Origin of the sequence: Salinicola sp. DM10, assembly GCF_017306975.2 — a bacterium.
Lineage (GTDB): Bacteria > Pseudomonadota > Gammaproteobacteria > Pseudomonadales > Halomonadaceae > Salinicola.
In genome coordinates, this window is record NZ_JAFLEN020000003.1 from 546334 (window position 1) to 567526 (window position 21193).

19 protein-coding genes and 1 pseudogene are annotated in these 21193 nt (G+C 65.8%); 9 read left to right on the forward strand and 11 right to left on the reverse strand.

The genetic code is table 11. The annotated features are described in order from the left end of the window. Positions 1–20: 20 nt before the first annotated feature. The 3 genes from J0A90_RS14030 to J0A90_RS14040 all read right to left on the reverse strand — a co-directional run bounded on the left by J0A90_RS14030 (position 21) and on the right by J0A90_RS14040 (position 1821). Entirely contained in the window at positions 21–719 is a 699-nt protein-coding gene (locus J0A90_RS14030) for an aspartate/glutamate racemase family protein (protein WP_207036845.1), read from the reverse strand. A gap of 78 nt (positions 720–797) precedes the next feature. Continuing rightward, positions 798–1178, reverse strand: a complete 381-nt coding sequence (locus J0A90_RS14035; protein ID WP_207036848.1) for a hypothetical protein — start codon at positions 1176–1178, stop codon at positions 798–800. Positions 1179–1353: 175 nt separating this feature from the next. Further along, positions 1354–1821, reverse strand: coding sequence for a hypothetical protein (locus tag J0A90_RS14040; RefSeq protein WP_233076795.1), 468 nt, complete (start codon positions 1819–1821; stop codon positions 1354–1356). A gap of 81 nt (positions 1822–1902) precedes the next feature. On the opposite strand from J0A90_RS14040, the gene J0A90_RS14045 reads away from it, so the two are divergent. Then, positions 1903–2307, forward strand: a complete 405-nt coding sequence (locus J0A90_RS14045; protein WP_207036852.1) for a hypothetical protein — start codon at positions 1903–1905, stop codon at positions 2305–2307. 525 nt (positions 2308–2832) lie between these two features. On the opposite strand, the gene J0A90_RS14050 is transcribed toward J0A90_RS14045, so the two are convergent. Then, positions 2833–3195, reverse strand: a complete 363-nt coding sequence (locus J0A90_RS14050) for a hypothetical protein (RefSeq protein WP_207036854.1) — start codon at positions 3193–3195, stop codon at positions 2833–2835. A 302-nt stretch (positions 3196–3497) separates the two neighbouring features. On the opposite strand from J0A90_RS14050, the gene J0A90_RS14055 reads away from it, so the two are divergent. After that, on the forward strand, positions 3498–4181 hold the full coding sequence (locus tag J0A90_RS14055) for a S1 RNA-binding domain-containing protein (RefSeq protein ID WP_207036856.1): 684 nt from the start codon (positions 3498–3500) through the stop codon (positions 4179–4181). A gap of 163 nt (positions 4182–4344) precedes the next feature. Here the strand turns inward: J0A90_RS14055 and otnI are convergent, their stop codons facing one another. The 3 genes and pseudogenes from otnI to J0A90_RS14070 form a co-directional block, all read right to left on the reverse strand. Beyond that, a complete protein-coding gene (otnI, locus tag J0A90_RS14060) occupies positions 4345–5118 on the reverse strand; it encodes a 2-oxo-tetronate isomerase (protein ID WP_207036858.1) in 774 nt (257 codons plus the stop codon). A 20-nt stretch (positions 5119–5138) separates the two neighbouring features. Next, positions 5139–6122: pseudogene (gene ltnD / locus J0A90_RS14065) on the reverse strand (L-threonate dehydrogenase); the annotation flags it as partial. 36 nt (positions 6123–6158) lie between these two features. Further along, positions 6159–6911, reverse strand: a complete 753-nt coding sequence (locus J0A90_RS14070; RefSeq protein WP_233076796.1) for a FadR/GntR family transcriptional regulator — start codon at positions 6909–6911, stop codon at positions 6159–6161. A gap of 200 nt (positions 6912–7111) precedes the next feature. Here J0A90_RS14070 and denD point away from each other — a divergent pair, with 200 nt between their 5' ends. Further along, positions 7112–8095, forward strand: a complete 984-nt coding sequence (gene denD, locus J0A90_RS14075) for a D-erythronate dehydrogenase (RefSeq protein ID WP_233076798.1) — start codon at positions 7112–7114, stop codon at positions 8093–8095. Continuing rightward, the gene (locus J0A90_RS14080; RefSeq protein WP_207036865.1) at positions 8092–9477 is read left to right on the forward strand and encodes a GntP family permease; all 1386 of its coding nucleotides are present in this window, start codon (positions 8092–8094) and stop codon (positions 9475–9477) included. The genes denD and J0A90_RS14080 overlap by 4 nt, the downstream gene beginning before the upstream one ends. Before the next feature lie 285 nt (positions 9478–9762). On the opposite strand, the gene J0A90_RS14085 is transcribed toward J0A90_RS14080, so the two are convergent. Beyond that, positions 9763–10302: a cytochrome b gene (locus J0A90_RS14085; protein WP_207036866.1), complete on the reverse strand. Its 540-nt coding sequence runs from the start codon at positions 10300–10302 to the stop codon at positions 9763–9765. A gap of 181 nt (positions 10303–10483) precedes the next feature. On the opposite strand from J0A90_RS14085, the gene J0A90_RS14090 reads away from it, so the two are divergent. The 3 genes from J0A90_RS14090 (at position 10484) to J0A90_RS14100 (ending at position 13744) form a co-directional block, all read left to right on the forward strand. Continuing rightward, positions 10484–11191: a VIT family protein gene (locus J0A90_RS14090; protein WP_207036867.1), complete on the forward strand. Its 708-nt coding sequence runs from the start codon at positions 10484–10486 to the stop codon at positions 11189–11191. Between the two features lie 201 nt (positions 11192–11392). Then, positions 11393–12256, forward strand: coding sequence for an SDR family oxidoreductase (locus tag J0A90_RS14095; RefSeq protein WP_207036868.1), 864 nt, complete (start codon positions 11393–11395; stop codon positions 12254–12256). A gap of 180 nt (positions 12257–12436) precedes the next feature. After that, a complete protein-coding gene (locus tag J0A90_RS14100; RefSeq protein ID WP_207036869.1) occupies positions 12437–13744 on the forward strand; it encodes an AGE family epimerase/isomerase in 1308 nt (435 codons plus the stop codon). Here the strand turns inward: J0A90_RS14100 and J0A90_RS14105 are convergent. Then, a complete protein-coding gene (locus tag J0A90_RS14105) occupies positions 13672–14910 on the reverse strand; it encodes a GGDEF domain-containing protein (RefSeq protein ID WP_207036870.1) in 1239 nt (412 codons plus the stop codon). The two genes, J0A90_RS14100 and J0A90_RS14105, sit on opposite strands and share 73 nt — an antisense overlap. Before the next feature lie 296 nt (positions 14911–15206). On the opposite strand from J0A90_RS14105, the gene fhuE reads away from it, so the two are divergent. Beyond that, entirely contained in the window at positions 15207–17369 is a 2163-nt protein-coding gene (gene fhuE / locus J0A90_RS14110) for a ferric-rhodotorulic acid/ferric-coprogen receptor FhuE (RefSeq protein WP_207036871.1), read from the forward strand. Between the two features lie 162 nt (positions 17370–17531). On the opposite strand, the gene J0A90_RS14115 is transcribed toward fhuE, so the two are convergent. Both J0A90_RS14115 and J0A90_RS14120 read right to left on the reverse strand, forming a co-directional pair. Next, positions 17532–17819, reverse strand: a complete 288-nt coding sequence (locus tag J0A90_RS14115; RefSeq protein WP_051895593.1) for a DUF4235 domain-containing protein — start codon at positions 17817–17819, stop codon at positions 17532–17534. Positions 17820–18064: 245 nt separating this feature from the next. Further along, positions 18065–18994: an IS1 family transposase gene (locus tag J0A90_RS14120; RefSeq protein WP_207036872.1), complete on the reverse strand. Its 930-nt coding sequence runs from the start codon at positions 18992–18994 to the stop codon at positions 18065–18067. 223 nt (positions 18995–19217) lie between these two features. Here J0A90_RS14120 and J0A90_RS14125 point away from each other — a divergent pair. After that, positions 19218–21193: type VI secretion system Vgr family protein (locus J0A90_RS14125; protein ID WP_233076800.1), on the forward strand; the 1976-nt coding region annotated here is incomplete at its 3' end.

Sequence of the window (21193 nt, forward strand, 5' to 3'; positions counted from 1 at the left end):
GCAGCGAGTTCGACGCACTCTCAGTGATCGTCGAGCGCGAAGGCCAGCCCCATCTCCACATGCAGTGCGGTGGTGTCGTAGAGCGGCAGGGCGCTGTCCTGCGGGCGTAGCAACAGGGCGATTTCGGTGCAGCCGAGAATGATCGCGCGGGCGCCGCGGGCGTGCAGGTTGGCGACGATTTCACGATAGCGCGCGCGGGAGTCGTCGTTCACGATGCCCTGCACCAACTCCTCGAAGATGATGCGGTGGATCGCCTCGCGCTCGTCCTCTGCGGGGATCAGACAGTCGATGCCGTAGCGCTCGCTGAGGCGTTCGCGGTAGAAGGGCTGTTCCATGGTGAAGCGCGTGCCCAGCAGCCCGGCCTGGTCGATGCCATCCGCCGCCAAGCGTTCGCCGGTGGCATCGGCGATGTGCAGCAGCGGCATGTTCAGCGCCGCCTCGATCGCCGAGGCGACCTTGTGCATGGTGTTGGTGGCCAGCAGCAGGCACTCGGCGCCGGCGGCTTCCACTTGCCCTGCCGCCGCGGCGAGCCGTTGGCCGGCTTCTGCCCACTGGCCGCTGCGCTGGAGCGCTTCGATCTCGGCAAAGTCGACGCTCACCAGCGCGATCCTGGCCGAGTGGTGCCCGCCCAGGCGCTGGCGCACGCCTTCATTGAGCAGGCGATAGTAACTCTGGGTCGATTCCCAGCTCATGCCGCCGAGTACGCCGATCGTCTTCATGCGTCCCTCCGTATTGGCCAGACACTACAGCATCGATGATGGCGCGATGCCAGCGTCGTCTATGGCGGCGTGAACGTCTCAGACGAAATCCGAGAGCGGCGGGCCGCTTCTCGGGCCATGCCAGGGCGGGCGGCGGGCGATGATGAGCTCACGTACGCGGTCTGCGATCCACGCCTTGGCGTGGCGTGCCAGCGTGAAGCGGTGGTCGATGACGATGATGGCGTGATGCAGGCTGGGCACATAGAGCGCCGGCTGATAGACCCCGGCAGGTGACGCGGGCTGGCGATACGCGCAGTAGACCGTATCGATGTCGGGAGTGCCGGCATGACAGATATGGCTATCGTAGATCGTCGCGATCTGCCGTCCGGCATAGTAGAAACGTTGCGGCGGTATCGGCACATCGAACCGCAGCCAGTCTTCATTCAGCACCAGCGTGTCTTGGCAGCGAAAACGGTTCATGGCGTCCTCGGGGTCAACACCTGAGTCAGGCTATGCGACGAAGTTGGGAAATCATCACCCATAATGTACTAATAGTACATATTAAAAGTACTAGAAGTTCAATCCGTTTTATCGGTATTGGGAAAGAGAGCGGCAGGGTAATAGGCCGGTCTGTCAGAGCGCTGTTGCGATGGGGTCAGGTGTCGGTGTCGTTCCGCGTCTCAGGAGCGCTCTGGCCGGTGCGCCGCAGGCGCTTTACCAGCTGCTCCAGCAGCAGCAGGTCGGCGTCTTCCAGCTCGCCGGCCTGCACCGCCGCTTCGATCAGTGACAGTGTCCGCGCGGCGCGCGCCGGCGATGGCTCGGCGACGCGCAGCGTGTTGCCAGGGGGGCGTGCATACGCTGCCTCGCGCTCGTCGTCATCGCGCAGCATATGCCCCTGGCCGTAGTCCAGCCACGCCTCGCGCACGCCCAGCCAGCGTGCCAGCGCCACCTTCTTGGCGTGGCTCGGGCGCGCTTCGCCGTTGATCCACTTGCTCGCAGCCTTGGGGGTGACACGCACGGCGCGGGCTAGGCGTGCGCCCATTCCGTGGCCGTCCTTACCTGCGTGACGCAGTGCTTCGAGCAGGCGGGCGCTGAAGTCGTCCCGATGATCAGTGTGAACCATAGGTTCAATAGTCGCATCGCTTGAATGTACTTTCAGTACCTGATATGTCTGTACTCAAAGTACACGCTCAGCGAGGGTGCCATGAGTGCCATTCGATTTGCGGTGGAACGGGTGGGCGGGGTGTCGCGCTGCGCGCGAATCTGTGGGGTCTCACCTTCCGCGGTGTGCAAGTGGCTGCGTCGCGACTGCCTGCCGCGTACGGAGTACACCGGTGAGACGTGCCACGCGCAGCGCATGGCCACGGCCAGCGAGGGGGCGTTCAGCGCGGCATGGCTGCTGGCGCATGCCCGGCCCGAGTCGCCGGCCGGCCAGGCGCAGGTAAAACCTGACGGTCGGGCGGTGGCTGCGATGCCGGAACAGGAAAAACCGGAACAGGAAAAACCGGAACAGGAAAAACCGGAACAGGAAAAACCGGAACAGGAAAAAAGGGCGCAAAAAAGCCCAGCCGAAGCCGGGCAACATTCAGACCATGAGTCGCCATCATAACGACCGGCCGGCATCAGTTAAAATGCAAATAGCCAATGAGGCTATACGTTTTTTGAGAGCGGCTTTATCACGGGGATCACCGTACGGATTTATTGCGCCACGCGGTGAGTTGTATCATTGTCAAGATTTTTATATTTACTTATTTAGATAATCATGTGCTCAGCGTAGCACCCTGACATGATTGCGCGGAAACGCAGGTCAATGGATGGGGCATGGCGCTGATTTGCCGAGATATCACTGGGTTGCCAGCGCATGACAGGTCTATCGGTTGGCGCTTGGATATGCGATCGCGCCGCCTGGCTGGCCAAAGCGGGAAGCCAATTGTCTGTCATGATAGAGCGCGGTATGGAGAATCTACCGTTCTCGCCTTCGGTGCACGAAGGCCGGCTGCGACGGACGGCATTTGCACGGTTGCCGGCGGTAAATACTCGGCTATGGGCTTGTCATCCCAGCGCTGGATGAACGCAAAACCGCCGGCACTAGGCCGGCGGTTTTTGGTGCGATAAGCCGTGTCGGCGTATCGATTTACAGGCTGGAGAAGCTCACGCTGCCATTGTCATGACCGGCCTGGTTGGCGTTGGCCAGCCCTTGGGCGGCGGCGGCGCTGTGACCCTGAGCGACCAGGGCGCTACCGCCGGCCGGGATCTGGGTCGAGAGCTGAGTCTCTTGGGCGACGTTTTGCAGTGCCTGGTCGGCTGCGGCACTGTGGCCGCCGCTGACGGTGTCGACGCTGTAGGCGGTCGGCAGCGACTGATACTGGGCCGTCTGCTGGGTGTTGAGCTGCTCGCTCTGCTGCTCGAAGATCTGCTCGTTGATGAAGCTGTTGGCCTGGGCGGCGGTCGGCAGAGCAACGGCGAGTGCGACGGCTGCGAGAATACGTGCTTTCATGGTGTTACCTCCAATCATATCGTTGTGTGACCTGCCATTCCGTGGTGGTCACCCCTTGCGGGTCGTCGCTTGGCGACGTCGGAAACGGCACTGGCCTTTTCCGGGGGGCGGCTCCTTGCCCCCGACCGTTGACGACAGTATGGAGATGAGTACGTTAGTCTGCTAATCACGTCTGCCGAATTCGATTATCGATGCGATTGATACGAAAGTCGTAACTCGCCGCGTCCTGGCCTTGCGCGGGCGCGTCGGCACGCTAGGATGGGCCGCGATCGCCCGCCCACGCACTCTCAGGAATCTGCCCCATGTCTTCACGCCCCCCCGCTGCTGGCCCGAGCGCCGAGCCCCACGCCAACGTGGGCGAGGTCGCCTATCTCCGCGTGTCGCGGGTCACCGAGATCGGTGCCTTTCTGAACTGGGGCCGGCCCAAGGAGCTCTTGCTGCCGTTCGGCGAGCAGCGCTTTCGCCCCGACGAGGGCAAGCGCGTACTGGTGATGATCTATGTCGACGATCGCATGCGGCCGGTGGCGAGCATGAAGCTCGACCGTTTTGTGCAGGACGAGTCCGAGGGGCTGGCGGCGGGTGATGCCGTGCGGCTGACCATCGCCGATCTCACCGATCTGGGCGCCAAGGCGGTGGTCAATCACCGTTTCTGGGGCCTGCTCTATCACGATGACATCAGCCGTCCGCTGCGCCGGGGCGACAGTGTCCAGGGCTACGTGAAGCGGGTGCGCGAGGATGGCCGGCTCGATCTCTCGCTGCTACCGCCGGGGGCGGCGCGGCTCGACGTGGTGGGCGAGAAGATCCTCGCCGAACTGGCCCGCCACGACGGCTTTCTGGCGCTCGGCGACAAGAGCCCGGCGGAGGCGATCAAGGCCCGCCTCGGCGTCAGCAAGAACGCCTTCAAGCAGGCCATCGGCCGGCTCTACAAGCAGCGCCGGATCGTGATCGAAGATGACGGCATCCGCCTACGTGCGGACGCCGAGTGAGTCAGGTGGCGCGGTGTCTCAGCGCCACGCTGACAGGCCATGTCTGAACAGTCGACGAGCGAAGACCAGGCAAGGCAAAAATCGGCGAAAGAGCGGAGTTTACGGGGTGTAAATGAGCATCTTGAGCCGATTTTTAACACCGCATGGGCAAGCGCAGTCCTTTTCAGACATGGCCTAGCCAGCCCAGGCCCGCTTCGGTCCCCCCCCTCGGCCGATACTCGCAGCCCAGCCAGCCGGCGTAGCCCGCAGCATCGAGCTGGGCGAACAGCCAGGGATAGTTGACCTCGCCGGTGTCCGGCTCGTGGCGCTCCGGCACCCCGGCGATCTGAATATGGCCGACCCCGTCACGGTAGCGCTGATAGGTCTTCCAGATGTCTCCGTCCATGATCTGGGTATGGTAGAAGTCCATCTGCACCTTGACGTTGGGTTCGCCGAGCTCGGCGAGCAGCGCATGCCCGTCGGCCTGATGATTGAGGAAGTAGCCCGGCATGTCGCGGGTGTTGATCGGTTCGATCAGCAGCGTGCGCCCGTGCTCGGCCAGCTTGCGCGCGGCGACGCGCAGGTTCTCCAGATAGGTCTCGCGCATCGCCTGGGGCGAGACGCCCTCCACGACCAGCCCGGCCATGGCGTGCAGCCGGGTGCAGCCGAGCGCCTCGGCGTAGCGCAGCGCGGTGTCGACGCTGGCGCGGAACTCCCTTTCGCGCCCCGGCAGCGCGGCCAGTCCCCGCTCACCCGCCTCCCAGTCTCCCGGCGGCAGATTGAACAGCACCTGGGTCAGCCCGTGGCGCTCGAGCGCGTCGGCGATGTCCGCCGGCTCGCAGGCATAGGGGAACAGGAACTCGACCCCGGTGAAGCCGCACTCGGCGGCGCGGGCGAAGCGCTCGAGAAACGGCACCTCGTTGAACATCATGCTCAGGTTGGCGGCAAAGCGTGGCATGGCGTGGCTCTCTCGTCGGTTCAGCTAGGGTCGTTGGCGGCGCTGCCGGGCAGGCTGATGCCCGGATAGACCTTGACCACCGCCGAGTCGTCCTCGCGCCCCAGGCCCTGGGCGGAGGCGAGGGTGAACTGGTTGAGCGCCTGAGCGGTCAGCGGCAGCGGGAACTTGTCGCGATGGGCGGTATCGTGAACGATCCCCAAGTCCTTGACGAAGATATCCACCGCCGAGTGCGGGGTGTAGTCGCCGGCCAGGATATGCGGCACCCGGTTCTCGAACATCCACGAGTTGCCGGCGCTCTGGGTGATCACCTCGTAGAGGGTCTGCGGGTCGCAGCCGCCGCGAATGCCGTAGGCCATCGCCTCGGCGGCGGCGGCGATGTGCACGCCCGCCAGCAGCTGATTGACCAGCTTCACCTGGGAGCCCTGGCCGAGCTCGTCGCCGAGCCGGAACACCTTGGCCGCCAGCGCATCGAGCACCTTGCCGGCGCGCGCGTAGAGCGCCGCGGGGCCGGAGGTCATCATCGTCAGCTGGCCCTGGGCGGCTTTCACCGAGCCGCCGGAGATCGGCGCATCGAGCAGCTGGATATCGTGGGCGGCGAGTTCTGCGCCGAGGTCACGCACCGCTTCCGGGGCGCAGGTGGCGCACGAGATCACCACGCTGCCCGGGGCCAGCCCGCCCTGCGCCTGCACCAGCCCGGCATCCCCAAACAGCGCGTCACGCGTCTGCGCGGCGTTGACCACCACGGTGAGCACGATCTCGACCTCGGCGGCCATCTCGGCCGGCGTGGCGACGGCGTGGCCGCCGGCGGCGGCGAACTGCTCGCGGGCCTCCGGGCGCAGGTCGCAGCCCCAGGTCTCGAAGCCCGCCTTGACCAGCGAAGTGGCCATGCCCATGCCCATCGAACCGAGCCCGATCAGGCCGACCTTGGGGTTGGCGCCGGTGCTGGCATCGCCGGCGGTAGTGTGCTGTGTCATGCCTTCTCTCCTTGCTTGTCTTTGACTGGCTTGTCTTTGCCTTGTCTGTCTTTGACTGGCCTTGGTTTATTCCGGCGCGCCCGGGCGCTGAGCCTGGAGGCGCGCGATCAGATCTTCGGGCGCCTGGCGCAGACGCACCTCGGCGTGTTCCAGATGGCGGGCGGCGGCCTGTGCCGCGGCCTCGGCATCGCCGGCGGCGATCGCGTCGACGATCGCCTGGTGTTCGGCGACCACCTGCTGCATGAAGGTCTCGCGCAGCGATTCGTTGGTCCGCGTGACCTGGATCGCGTGGTGCAGGAAGCGGTTGTAGAAGTCGAGCACCGCGGTGAAGTGGGCGTTGTGCGCCGCCTCGGCGATGGCGCGGTGGAAGGCCAGGTCCTGCTCCACGCCGGAGAGGCCGGCCTCCACCGCTTCGTCGATATCCACCATGGCGTTGCGGATGCGCCGCAGCTGCGAGGGCGTGCGCCGGCTGGCGGCGAGCCGGGCGGCTTCCACCTCCAGCGGCCGGCGCAGTTCGAGCACTTCGATCACCGAGGCGAGATCCGAGTCGGGCAGGGCCAGGCGCAGGGACACGGTCGGCGCGTCGGCGACGAAGCTGCCGCTGCCGCGACGCGAAGTGACCAGGCCGGCGTTGCGCAGCATCGAGATCGCCTCGCGCACCACCGAACGGCTGATGCCGAAGCGCTGGCCCAGCGCGGCCTCGGTGGGCAGGCGTTCGCCGCGGGCCCACTCGCCGCTCTGGATCGCTTCGCTCAGCCGCGTGGCCACCTGCTCCGAGAGCTGGGGGCCGCGCGAGGGCGCCGAGATGTCTCCACTCACAGTGTGCTCCTTATACGTTGGTCGTAGCTTTGGGCCGGGAAACGCCGTCATGGCGCCTGTCATAGACCCTATCCGACCAAAGGCGATGTTGCTGCCAAGCTTAATTTGTCAGACAAGATGCTAAATCTCAAACGCCTGCGCCATTCGCCTTTGGTCAGACTGGCTTTTTGGATGTAGGGCGCTCAACCAGGAGAACCAGCATGCATGTCATCGTCACAGGGGGCGCCGGCTTTCTCGGCGCCAGACTGATCAGCCGGCTGCTGTCGGGAGAGATCGCCATCGACGGACAGCCGGTCACCCGGGTGACCTCGATCGATCTGGCAGCGTGTCCGCTGGCCGATGCGCGGGTCGAGTCGCTGAGCGGAGATGTCGCCGACCCGGCGCTGGTGGCCTCGGCGTTCGCTACGGACACCGGCGCCGTGTGCCACCTGGCCGCGGTGGTGAGCGCCCAGGCCGAGGCCGATTTCGAGCTCGGCATGCGGGTCAACCTGGAGGCGACGCGCACGCTGCTCGACGCCTGTCGCGAGCGTTCGCAGCCGCTGCGTTTCCTGTTCGCCAGTTCGCTGGCGGTGTTCGGGCCGGGGCTGGAACAGCCGGTGGCCGAGGCGATCGGCCCGCAGCCGCGCTCCTCCTACGGGGCGCAGAAGGCGATCGGCGAGCTGCTGGTCAACGACTACAGCCGGCGCGGCTTCGTCGACGGCCGGGTCTGTCGCCTGCCCACCATCGTGGTGCGCCCGGGCAAGCCCAATCAGGCGGCGTCGTCGTTCGCCAGCGCGATCATCCGCGAGCCGCTGGCCGGTATCGAGACCACTTGCCCGGTGTCCGGCGAGCTGGCGCTGTGGCTCTCCTCGCCGCGCACCGTGGTCGAGAACCTGGCCCAGACGCTGGCGCTGCCGGCGGAACGGCTCGGCGCCTGGCGCACCCTCAACCTGCCCGGGATCACGGTCACGGTGAACGAGATGCTGGCGGCGCTGGAGCGCAGCGCCGGCGCGGCCGCGCGTGAGCGGGTGCGCTTCGAACCCGATGCGCGCATCGACGCCATCGTCGCCAGTTGGCCCGGTGGGCTGGAGGTCACGCAGTCGCTGGCCCTGGGCCTACGCGCGGATGCCGACTTCGACGCCATCATCCGCGCCTACCGCGAAGACGAACTCAACGATAAATCCAATCAAGGAGTCCACCCATGACAGACGCTGCTGTCGCAGGTCCCCAGGTCATCATCGGCCTGGGTATCGCTATCTTCGTGATGATCGCGCTGGTCATCAAAACCCGGGTGCATGCGCTGCTGGCGCTGGTGATCGCTGCCTCGATCGCCGGGCTGATCGGTGGGATGTCGCCCAATGCGGTGATCGATGCGATCACCACCGGTTTCGGCAAGACGCTCTCCACCATCGGCCTGGTGATCGGCTTCGGGGTGATGATGGGGCGGATTCTGGAAGTTTCCGGGGCGGGGCAGCGCATGGCCTACGCCATCCTCCGGCTGCTCGGCAAGGAGCGCGAGGATTGGGCCATGGCGATCACCGGCTATATCGTCTCGATCCCGATCTTCTGCGACTCCGCCTACGTGATTCTCAACCCGCTGGTGCGGGCGCTGGCGCGCAACAGCGGGCGTTCGGTCCTCACCTTGGGCATCGCGCTCGCCTCGGGGCTGGCGGTGACACATAGCGCGGTGCCGCCGACCCCGGGCCCGCTGGGCGTTGCCGGCATCTTCGGGGTGGATATCGGGCTGATGATCGCCTGGGGCATCGTGTTCACGGCCCCGGCGCTGATCGTGATGGTGCTCTATGCACGCATCATGGGCCCGCGCATCGAGGCGATGATCGAGCGCGACGTGCCCGGTTCGCTCAAGCGTGACGATACCGATCCGGTCGCCACGCCGCTGGCGGAGTCCGAGCTGCCGTCGCTGTTCAAGGCGGTGCTGCCGATCGTGCTGCCGATCGGGCTGATCTTCCTGAATACCCTGGTGACCGCGCTGACCGGCGGTGGCGATGCCCCGGGCGCCTTCGTCCAGGTGGTGCAGTTCGTCGGCCATCCGGTCATCGCGGTGGGTATCGGCGTGCTGGCGGCGGTCTATGGCCTGGTGCCGAAGATGCCCAAGGATCAGGTGCTGGCGCATCTGGAAAAGGGCGTCGAGAGTGCCGGTATCATCCTGCTGGTGACCGGTGCCGGGGGCGCGCTGGGGGCGGTACTGCGGGCCAGCGGCGCGGGTGACTACATCGGTCAGAGCATTGCCGGGCTGGCGTTGCCGGCGGTGCTGATTCCGTTTCTAATCGCGACCCTGGTGCGCTTCGTGCAGGGCAGCGGCACGGTGTCGATGATCACAGGGGCCTCGATCTCGGCGCCGATCCTCTCTGCCATGCCCGACGTCAACATGGTGCTGGCGGCGCAGGCGGCGTGTCTGGGCGGGCTCTTCTTCAGCTACTTCAACGATAGCTACTTCTGGGTGGTCAACCGTCTGCTCGGGGTCAAGACCGCCAAGCACCAGCTGCTGGTGCTGTCGGTACCCACCACCCTGGGTTGGGCCACCGGCCTGGTGGCGCTGTTGATCGCCAACGCCTTCATGGGGTAGTGCCCCAAGCGGTATCTGTGCGACCGGCGCCCGGGGCTGTTACCAGCCCCGGGCGCTATAGGAAGTATAGAAAGTTTGCATACACAGCCCAGGTGCTGTCTGAAAAGTCGACGAGCGAAGGCCAGGCAAGGCAAAAATCGGCGAAAACGCGGAGTTTACGGGGTGTAAATGAGCATTTGACTCACTCCGCTCGCCCTTCGGGCCGTCCTTCGGACGTTCTGAACGTTGTTCAGTGAGCCGATTTTTAACGCCGCATGGGCGAGCGCAGTACTTTTCAGAGAGTACCTAGAGCATGCGCTTGAGCAGATTGTCTCTCCGCACGAACTGATGCCAGCACACCGCGGCCAGGTGCAGCCCGATGACGTAGTAGAAGATCGTGCCCAGGGTCGTGTGCACTTCCTCCACGCTATGCCCCAGCCCCGGGCTGACAGAGAAGGGCGACGGCAGCGACAGTGACGTGCCCGGCACGGGGATGGCGCCGTCGCTCAGCCACACGGTGAAGATGCCCAGCAGCGGCTGCGCGAATAGGAAGGCGTAGAGCGCCCAGTGGGTGACCCGCGAGAGCCGTTCGAGGTGCGGATGCAGCGCCGGGGTGACCGGCGGCGGCGTGCGCCGCAGGCGTTCCAGCAGGCGCGGTATCGCCAGCAGCAGCACGCCGATACCGGCCCAGAAGTGGCTCTGCAGCAGCACGTCAGGGATACCGCTGCTGCGCGGGAAGAGGTCCGTCGAGAGAATCAGCGCATAGGCCAGCACGACGAAGGAGGCCACGCTCCAGTGGAAGTGTCGGGCCTTGGCGGAGTAGCGCTGTGGGGTTGTCGAGTTCACGGCGGGCGATCCTTGTCATGAGCGAGTCGGCGTCGAGGTGAGCCCCCGGTGCGAGCGGCAGGTCGTGCCACCGGAACAGGCTCGGGAAGCTCAGACTAGCGGCAGCAGGCTTAGGTTTGGCTTAAGGTAAAAACATCAGACTCATCGCGATGGGAGAGACATGGCCATACAGGAACCTGCGATGAACATTCCCAAGGAACGCCACTATTCCGACCGCGTGGGCTGGCTGCGCGCGGCGGTGCTGGGGGCCAACGACGGTATCGTCTCCACCGCCAGTCTGGTGATCGGCATGGCGGCCGCGGGCAGCGGCCTGGGCGGGGTCTTGACCGCCGGTGTGGCCGGGGCGGTGGCCGGGGCGATGTCGATGGCCGCCGGCGAGTACGTCTCGGTGAGTTCGCAGAAGGACACCGAGCGTGCCGACCTGGCCCGGGAGCGGCGCGAGCTCAAGGCCAACTACGAGCTCGAGGTGCGCGAATTGGCGCAGATCTACGAAACCCGAGGGCTGTCACCGTCGCTGGCCCACGAAGTCGCCGAGACGCTGATGCAGCACGATGCCCTGGCCGCTCATGCCCGCGACGAGCTGGGCTTCAGTAGCGTCAACTCGGCGCAGCCACTGCAGGCGGCCTGGACCTCGGCGCTCTCCTTCTTCTCCGGTGCGGCGCTGCCGCTGGCCTTCACTCTGCTCGGGGCGCTCTCCAGCACTCGCCTGGCGATCCCTGTGGTGGTGGCGCTGGGCTCGCTGCTGGCCCTGGCGCTGCTGGGGCTGGTCTCGGCGCGAATCGGCGGCTCGCGGGCGCGGGTGGCGGTGGTGCGGGTCACCTTCTGGGGGGTGCTGGCGATGCTCACCACGGCGGCGGTGGGCTGGGCCTTCGGCATCGCCGGAGGCTGACCCCGCGGCATCTATTCGCCTCCCCGCGCTGAATCTGTCGGGCCGGCGCTTGCCAGGGCGGGCACGCTGAACTAGGTGTGAAAGGCGGCCGGAGAGCCGCGCCGAATCGCTCATTTCGTGTCGTATCGCGTGAGCTGATTCGATTCACCTGGGTGGAAAGTCAGTCTTTCCGCCGATGTTCAGTGACAGGGAGGTAACGTTATGGTGCAGAAGACCCAGATCCACGCCCAGCAGCAGACACTGCCCGGCAAGGAGAGCCTGATGCAGCCGCCGGCGGTCTTCATCCGCGACGGCTATCGCGGCAGCGGCAAGCTGGCGGGCAAGGTGGCGTTGATCACCGGCGCCGACAGCGGGATCGGCCGTTCGGTGGCGATCCACTTCGCCCGGGAGGGCGCCGATGTGGCGGTGATGTATCTGAGCGAAGACGACGATGCCCGCGAGACCCAGCGGCTGGTCGAGGCCGAGGGCTGCCGCTGCCTGCTGATCGCCGGCGACATGCGCGATGCCGCCTTCTGCCGCGCGTCGCTGGCGCAGGTGATCGAGCACTTCGGCGGGCTCAATATCCTGGTCAACAATGCCGGCACCCAGCAGGTCAGTAACGACCTCGCCGAGCTCAGCGACACCCAGTGGGAGGAGACCTTCGCCACCAACATGCATGGCATGTTCTATCTCACCAAGGCAGCGCTACCGCATCTGGGCGAGGACGACGCGATCATCAACACCGCGTCGGTCAACGCCTATATCGGCCCCGATTTCCTGGTCGACTACAGCGCCACCAAGGGGGCGATCATCAGCTTCACCCGCGCGCTCTCCAATCAGGTGGTCGGGCGTGGGGTGCGAGTCAATGCGGTGGCGCCGGGGCCGGTGTGGACCCCGCTGCAGCCGGCGACGCTGGGCGCACACGACCCGCAGATGCTCGAAGATTTCGGCAGCGAGACGCCGATGGGGCGTGCCGCCCAGCCGTGGGAGCTGGGGCCGTGCTATGTCTTTCTGGCGTCGCTGGATGCTTCATTCATCAGCGGCCAGACCTTGCATCCCAATGGCGGGGTCGTGGTCAACGGCTGAGTGATCGGCACTGACTTATCCACACTGAGGTATCCACGCTGAGGTATCCACACGGGGTTATCGACGCTGGGTTATCGACACTGAACTAGCACCGCTGGATTATCGACATCGCGGAGCACGGCCCCGACACTGGGTGCCAATGCGTGAACTCGACACCCGGGCAGAGGAGGCCCGTTACCCATGCCTGATAGTCATTGCGACGGGGTACCCCTGCCGGGCACTCAACGATCCGCTACCTCGCCAGATCCGCTGCCGCGTCGCGACAGCTGGTTGAACCGTCTTTCGCACTGGGCCTGGCTCGAGACGGAGGGACGGCGTCTGCTGGCGTTCTACCGCGCCTCGCGCCATCCCCAGTGCGGTTTCGCCGCCCTGGACGACGATGGCCGCCTGCCCGAAGACGCTCACCCGGACACCATGATCACCGCGCGCATGACCCACTGCTTCGCGCTGGCGGCGATGCGCGGCGAGCCCGGGGCGGCGCCGCTGGTGGCCCACGGCGTGGCGGCCCTGCGCGGTCCGCTCAGGGATGCCGAGCACGGCGGCTGGTATGGCGAGCTGCCGCGGGAAGGTGAGGAACAGACCAAGCAGGCCTACATCCACGCCTTCGTCGCGCTGGCCGCCGCCAGCGCCTGGCAGGCCGGCGATCCGGCGGCCGGGCCGCTGCTCGACGAGATCGTCGAGGTCATCGAGACGCGCTTCTGGGCCGAGGACGAGGGTCGCCTGCGCGAGGGCTTCTCACGCGACTGGCGCGACAGCGAAGCCTATCGCGGTGGCAACAGCAACATGCACGCCACCGAGGCCTTCCTGCAGCTCGCCGACGTGCTCGATGCGCCCAAGTGGCGCCAGCGCGCGCTCTCCATCGTCGACAAGATCATTCATGTCCATGCCCGCCCCAACGGCTATCGCGTGGTCGAGCACTTCGACAGCGATTGGCAGGAGTGGCGCGACTACAACCAGGACACCCCCAAGGACCCGTTCCGCCCCTACGGCGCCACCCCGGGCCACGCCTTCGAGTGGGCGCGGCTGATGCTGCACCTGGAGGGCGGCCTCTTGCGTCAGGGCGAGAGCGCCCCCGGGTGGCTGCTGGAAGATGCCCGCGGGCTGTTCCGACGGGCCACCGAGCTGGCCTGGCAGGTGGATGGCGAGCCGGGGCTGATCTACACCCACGACTGGCACGACCGACCGGTGGTGCACGAGCGCATGCACTGGACCCTGGCGGAGGCCGCGTCGACCGCGGCGGCCCTGCTCAAGCGCACCGGCGACGCCGAGTACGAAACCTGGTACCGGCGCTTCTGGGATTATATCGACGGCTACCTGATCGACCGCGAGCGCGGCAGCTGGTGGCAGGAGCTCGACCGCCACAACCGCCCCTCGAACGAGGTGTGGTCGGGCAAACCCGATCTCTACCACGCCTATCAGGCGACGCTGCTGCCGCGCCTGCCGCTGTCGCCGACGTTGGCGCGGGCGATCGCCGATGGGGCGCTGTAGCCGGGTGCCGAGGTAGCCTCTGCGGCAGGTGTGCTCACACGCAGGCCGTTGCGGCCGCTCCGCTTGGCGGCGTAGAGCGCGATATCGCCGCGCTCGATCAGCGCGGCCAGATCCGTCTGGGGCTGATGCAGCATCACCGCACCCAGGCTCAGGGTGACCGCATCCGGGGTGGCGAAGCTCTGCGCGGTGGTGGCCTGGAAACGGTGACGCAGATTTTCGGCCAGGGCGAGTACCTGAGCCTGGTCGCTATCCATCAGCAAGATGGCGAACTCGTCGCCGCCCAGCCGTGCGCACAGGCTCTTGTCGGGTAGTTCGGCCTGGATCAGCTCGCCCAGCATCATCAGCAAGCGGTCCCCCGCGGCGTGGCCATGCAGGTCGTTGACCGGCTTGAAGTGGTCGACATCCAGTAGCAGCAGGGCGCCGGGCCGGCTCACGGCCACATCGGCAAGATGCGCCGGCGCACGGGCTTCGAAGGCGCGGCGGTTGAACAGCCCAGTGAGCGGGTCGCGCTCGGCGAGAAGCTCGATCTGGCGCTCGCGGCGGTAGCGCACCGTGCCGGTCATGGAGAGCGCGATCAACAGGATCGCCATGACGCCTTCGACCAGCGAGACACGAATCACCACGCCGCGAAAACTGGCAAGATCGATCAACGCATTCGGCATCAGTGTCAGCACCACCTTGCCCAGATAGAACAGGCCGTGGAACAGCAGGGTGTAGTGCAGCTGGCGAGTGCCCAGGCTGGCATGCTCTGCATCCAGGCGCAGTAGCTGGCTGGCTCTGAGTGCCAGCCCGCCGACCAGCAGTGAGTTGGTCACCATGTAGAGGGCGGAAGCGCTGGCTTGCGGCAGCGCCAGCAGCAGACACCACCCCAGTGGCAGCGCCCACCACCAGCGCGACGGGCGCCGGCCGACGAAGCGCATCACCCCGAGTAGAAACAGCCAGTGGGCGAATACCAGCAGCCCGTTGGCGAACCACACCCCGATGAAGAAGTAGCCCTGCGAGCGCAGCAGCGCCAGCGACGAGCCGATGGTGATGCTGGCGAAGCCGCCCGACCAGTAGAGCAGGGAGCGATCCCGGGCGCCACGCCACTCCAGCAGCAGATAGAGGGCCGCGGCGGCTGCGATGGCGATGGTCAGGGTCAGCATCGTGATGGGGTCGAACGCCATACAGGGTTTCCGCTCGAATGACGATGGGAAAGGCGCTCGAGGGGCGCCGGGGTGGGGCATGGCCAGAGTAAAGCAAACTTCGGCGATGTCCTATCGGCCATGATGCCCGGGACTTGAGGCGGCATCTCGCGCGGCTGGCCCTCCTGAGCATTCATTCGAGTTTGATTATCAAGCGCATTGCTAAATAATAATCGTTTGCATATGATCCCGGGCGATCGCCGTGCCCGCGCTGCCCCGTGGATGCCGGCGCCGACATCACAACGAGCGTCGCCGAGACGCCACGCAAGGGATCTACCATGCCAACCCCCGTTCGCCACCGGGCGTCGCCGTCGCGGCGTGCCCTGCGCATGCCGCTCGGCACGCTGCTGGGTGCCACCGCGCTGCTGCCGCTCGCTTCCGCCATGGCCCAGGACGACGAGACGACAGCGCTGCGGACATTGACCGTCTCCGCCGCGAGCCTCTATGACAACGTCGGCTATACCCGCCGCACCACCACCGCCGGCACGCGCTTCGAAGCGACGCTGCGCGAGGTGCCGCAGACGGTGAGCATCATCACCCGGCAGCGAATGCAGGATCAGGGGTTGTGGGATGTCGAGGATGTCCTGAGCAACGCCACGGGTATCTCGGTGAACCGTATCGACAGCAGCCGTGTCGATTTCTACGCCCGCAGTTTTCGCATCAACAGCTATCAGTACGACGGCATTCCCACGCTCAACACCGATAGCCGCTGGTACTTCGGCGATGGCGCGCTGAACACCGCGATCTATGAGCGGATCGAGGTGGTACGCGGCGCCAACGGCCTGCTCACCGGCGCCGGCAACCCCGGCGCCTCGATCGACTTCGTGCGCAAGCACGCCGACAGCCGCGAGCCCACCGGCTCGCTGAGCACGAGCTACGGCAGTTGGGACCGCTCGCGTAGCGTGGTCGATGTGACCACGCCGCTGACCCGCTCGGGGGACGTGCGGGCGCGGTTCGTCGGTGGCTACGAGGACGGCGACAGCTATCTCGACCGTTTCGGCGAGCGCAAGCGCTACGGCTACCTGGTCATCGATGCCGATGTCAGCGATGACACCACGCTCTCGCTGGGCTATGACACGCAGCGCGGGCGTACCTCGTCGCCGACCTGGGGTGGGCTGCCGCTGTGGTACAGCGATGGCAGCGAGACGGACTACACCCGCGGCTTCAGCGTGGCGCCGGACTGGTCCTACAACGCCTGGGAGTCGAAGAAGAGCTTCGCCCAGCTCGAGCACCGCTTCGGCGGGGGCTGGACGCTGCACGCGGCGGCGACCCATGAAGAGAGCACGCTGGACTCGCGGCTCGCCTACCCCTACGGCTTTCCGGACCGCGAAACGGGGCAGGGGGTCTATTACTACACCGGCTGGAACAGCGGCGAGCGCCGGGTCGACGGCGTGGATGGCTATGTCGAGGGCCCGTTCTCACTGTTCGGTCGCACGCACCAGCTAGTGTTCGGGAGCAGCTATCACGACCAGTCCAATGACTACGAGAACAGCTTCACCAACGGCTTCGCGGTCGACGACTTCGATGCCTGGAACGGCACTACGCCGGCACAGGCATGGCCCGACTTCGCGCCCTCCGAGCGCGCCAGCAGCCGCCAGCAGGCGCTCTACGGCGTGGCCCGCTTCTCCCTGGCCGAGCCGCTGACGCTGATCCTCGGTGCCCGCTATACCGACTGGCACGGGCGCACCTGGTCGAGCACGCTGGGCAACCATGCGCAGGACGAGCGTGAGATCACCCCCTACGGCGGGCTGATCTACACCCTCGACGACACCTGGTCGGTCTATGCCAGCTATACCGAGATTTTCCAGCCGCAGAGTTACCGGCTGGCCGGTGGCAACGGCTATCTCGACCCGCTGGTGGGCAAGAACTACGAGACCGGGCTGAAAGCGGCCTGGTTCGATGGCCTGCTCAACGCCTCCCTGGCGGTGTTTAGGCTCGAACAGGACAACGTGGCGGATATCGTGCTGACGCCCGGCTCACTGGTCACCACGGCGACCCCGGTGAGTGACGTGGTCAGTGAAGGCGTCGAGATGGAGATCAGCGGCGCGGTCAGCGACGATCTGGAGCTGACCGCCGGCTTCACCCACTACACCGCGACCTCGGCAGAAGGCACATTCAATGGCGACCGGCCGCGCACCCAGGCCAATCTCTTCGCCAGCTACCGGGTACCGCAGTGGCGCCAGCTCACCCTGGGTGGCGGCTGGCGCTGGCAGAGCCACACCTTTGCCCGCCAGGCCGGCCCCAATGGCGAGACCCGCGATTTCGAACAGCCCAGCTACACCATCGCCGATCTCTTCGGGCGCTACCAGTTCACACCGAGCCTGGCGCTGCAGGTGAACGTGCACAACCTGTTCGACCGCAAGTACTACAGCTATTTCGATACCTACGGTGTCTATGGCGAACCGCTCAATGTGACCTCGACGTTGAGCTATACGTTCTGAGAGGGTGTTTACAAAATGCCTGCGCTCGACGATACGGCGTTGAAATCGACCTCAAAGTACTCATTTACACCAAGTAAACTCCGTCTTTTCGGCCAATTTCGCCTTGTCTCGCCTTCGCTCGTCGAATTTGTAAACACCCTCTGGGCGCTGAGGGCACCACTATCAGCGCTCCAGACGCGCGAGCACCCGCTGGCCGCGCCGAGTGCGGCGCGCCCGGCGCATGCCGCTGGAAGCCATCTTCCAGCCCAGGATACGCGCCAGGCCCACCGCGGCACCGGACGCCGCGCCCCACAGTAGCGCCTCACGCCAGCGCACATCGGGGTCGTCTGGGTTGACCGGCGGCTCGAACGCGCTGCGCCGTGCGGTGTGCTTCAGCGCCTCCCGGGCGGCCACGCCCGAGGCGATCGCCATCGTGGTACCCACGAGGGTCCATAGCGTTTGCGGTTTCATACTGGCCTCCTTGCCGGGGTTGAATGCCCAGCATGGTCGATCGGGCTGCACCCTGCCAGCAGGGGGCGGCGCCTATCGTCAGAGAGCTTGAAAGTGAGTTCTTAGAGGGTGTTTACAAATTCGGCAAGCGAAGGCGAGACAAGGCAAAATCGGTCGAAAAAGCGGAGTTTACATGGGGTAAATGAGCATTTTGAGGCCGATTTTAACGCCGTATTGTCAAGCGCAGGCATTTTGTAAACACCCTCCTAGGCCAGCGGTATCTCACCGGGATTGGCACGGCGGCGTGACCACTGCCACAGCGTCCAGTGCGCCAGCAGTGGCCAGCGCGCCTGGAACAGCTGCAGAAAACGCTGGCGCCACAGGTTGGTCAGCGGCTTGCTGAAGTCGAAGATCTGCTCCAGCTCGGTATCGTGGTAGCCGAGCACGAGATGGCGCACGTATTCGGGCCAGAGCTCGATATGTTGAAGGTGGGAGAGCGGCGTCTCGGTGAGATTGTTGTAGCGCCGCTGGCAGCCGTGGCACTGGTACTCGGTGGCGCGGCGGCTGGTGACCACCTGAACCGAGGCCGAACCGCAGTAGGGGCAGCGCCGGTCGCGGGTGTCGCGCAGCCCGGCCAGCATCGCCTGGCACTCGGCCAAGGCCCGCGCTGCTTCATCGGTCAGCTCGGAGATCTCGGGGGACTGATGCGCCTGCCACCAGGTGTGGAGCGCGCTGTCGTAATCGGCCATGGCCTTGATAAAGGCGCGGCTCCAGGTCATCGACGCCTTGTTGCTGATCCCCAGGAAATTCGCGATCAGCTCCTGGGAAAAGCCCTGAAAGCGGTAGCTCATCCAGGGCTTCCACTTCTCCTCCGAGCGCAGCAGATGCAGCGGCGTGCCGGTCAAGACGGTGAAGCGCTTGCGGCAGGTGCGGCAGGCATAGCTGTTGCGGCGCATGCCGCCGGTACCGGCGGGCGCGGCCAGATAGATCGCACGGCTTTCGCAGGCGGGGCAAGCGTGGGGGGCACTGCTGGGGAGCGTTGCCAGATAGGCGAGAAAACTCCGCGCCGCCGGACGCAGCGACTCCGGCAGTAGCGCCAGGGCGGGGCGCGATAGCATGAAATCGATGGTTTCGGCGTGGCGGCGTGTCGGCGGAATCTCGAAGGTCGAAAACAACGACGAATCGGTGGTCGACATGGGTAGTACGCGCTCCCGATGAGTATGGCGTTACCGTTATTCTTCCATAATCCTTCTTTTACCCGAAGTAGTTGGTCACCTATCGGACTTTTTGGCCGATATCTCACACGCTTTGTAGCCGATCGCTTACAAACATTTCTCGCCTGATGCGTTATCCTGATTCTCTGGCCCTTTTTCTCTGACCCTCGTCGACCGGCTTCGCCACCGCGATCAGGAAAACCGTATGCTCAACGATCTCCTCGACACCTTCGATATCGATCTGTCGCAGTCGCAGCGGCTGCTGACTCTCGATATCGCCGGCGTCGCGCTCGTGCCCCATCGGCTGGTGGGCGAAGAGCGCGTCAGCGCGCCTTTTACCTATACCCTCGACTGCATCTCCCAGCAGGGCGATATCGAACTCAAGACGCTGATGGCGCAGCCGGCGCGGCTCTCGATATTGCAGGCCGACGGTAGCTACCGCCCGCTGCATGGGCTGGTCTCCGAGGCCGCGCTGCTGGGCGAGGATGGCGGCGTCACCTACTACCAGCTCACTCTGGTGCCGTGGCTCGCCATGCTCGGCCTGGGCCGCGATAGCCGTATCTTCCAGGACCGCTCGGTGGTTGATGTGCTCACCGCCGTATTCGATGATTACGACCTCGCCAAGGGGCGCTACCGCTTCGATCTGCGCCGCGACTACCCTGCCAGAAGTTACTGCGTGCAGTATCGCGAGAGCGATCTGAACTTTATTAGCAGGCTTCTAGAGGAAGAAGGATTATGGTTCTATTTCGAACATTCAGAGTCCTCAACCACTGCTGACAATGGCCAGGATAACGCCTCGTCGACAGAGTCTGGGGCGGACTTCGACGGCCATCGGCTGGTGATCACCGACGATGTCGATACCACCCAACCGGTCAGCCCCCAGGCGATCCGCTTCCATCGCCAGGCGGCCACCGAGCGCGAGGACGCCCTGACCCAGTGGGGCGGCGTGCGTACCCAGCAGCCCACCCGGGTCAGCGTGGGTACCTTCGACTACAAGCAGCCCTCGCTCACCAAGCGCACCGGGCTCGACACCCTCAGCGACCAGGGCAACCTGCCCAAGACCGAACTCTACGACTATGCCGGCGAGTACTACTACCATGGCTATGAGCGCGGTGAGCGGCTGACCGAGAACCGCCTGGAAGCCCATGAGTCCCGCGCCAAGCGCTTCCGCGGCAGCGGCGGCGCGCGCCAGCTCCAGGCCGGGCGCTGGTTCGAACTCACCCAGCACCCGCTGCACGACAGCGGCGGTGAGCCCGAGCGCCAGTTCCTGCTGCTGGGCGTCACCGTCCACGCCGAGAACGCGCTGCCGGTCTCGGCCCAGCTCCAGGCGCTACCGGGCAGCCTGCAGCCCCAGCTCGACGCCGCCAAGCAGGCGCATGGGCTGGAAGACGAAGGCGATAGCGAGCGTCTCTCCGACTACATGAGTGGCGGCACTGGCCACTTTCTGGTCGATCTCGAGGCTCAGCGCCTCAGCCAGCCCTACCGCCATCCGCTGACCCATCGCCGCCCGGTGATCGGCGGGCCGCAGACCGCCACCGTGGTCGGCCCGGCCAATGAAGAGATCCACACCGACCATCTCAACCGCGTGCGGGTGCAGTTCCACTGGGACCGCCAGGGGCAGAACGATGAAAACGCCAGCGTCTGGCTGCGGGTCTCTCAGCCCAACGCCGGCGCCGGCTGGGGCGGGGTGTTCGTGCCGCGTATCGGCCAGGAAGTGCTGGTCGACTTCCTTGAAGGCGACGCCGACCGCCCGCTGATCACCGGCCGGGTCTACAACGGCGAGCAGACGCCGGACTGGCACAGCCACGGCCTGCTCTCCGGGTTCAAGAGCAAGACCTACCGCGGCAGCAAGTACAACGAACTCGTCTTCGACGACGCCACCGACCAGGAGCGCGTCCGTCTCAACTCCGAAGCCGAGAAAAGCCAGCTCAACCTCGGCTACCTGATCCACCAGACCGGCAACACCCGCGGCGCCTTCCGCGGCACCGGATTCGAGCTGCGCACCGACGCCTATGGCGCCATCCGCGCCAATCAGGGGCTCTACCTCACCAGCTGGGGCCAGCTCGGCGCCAGCGGTGACCAGCTCGACCTCACCCCGGCCAAACAGCAGCTCGACAGCGCCTACCAGCTCAGCGACAGCCTCAGCCAGAGCGCGGCAGACCACAACGCCGACGCTCTCGA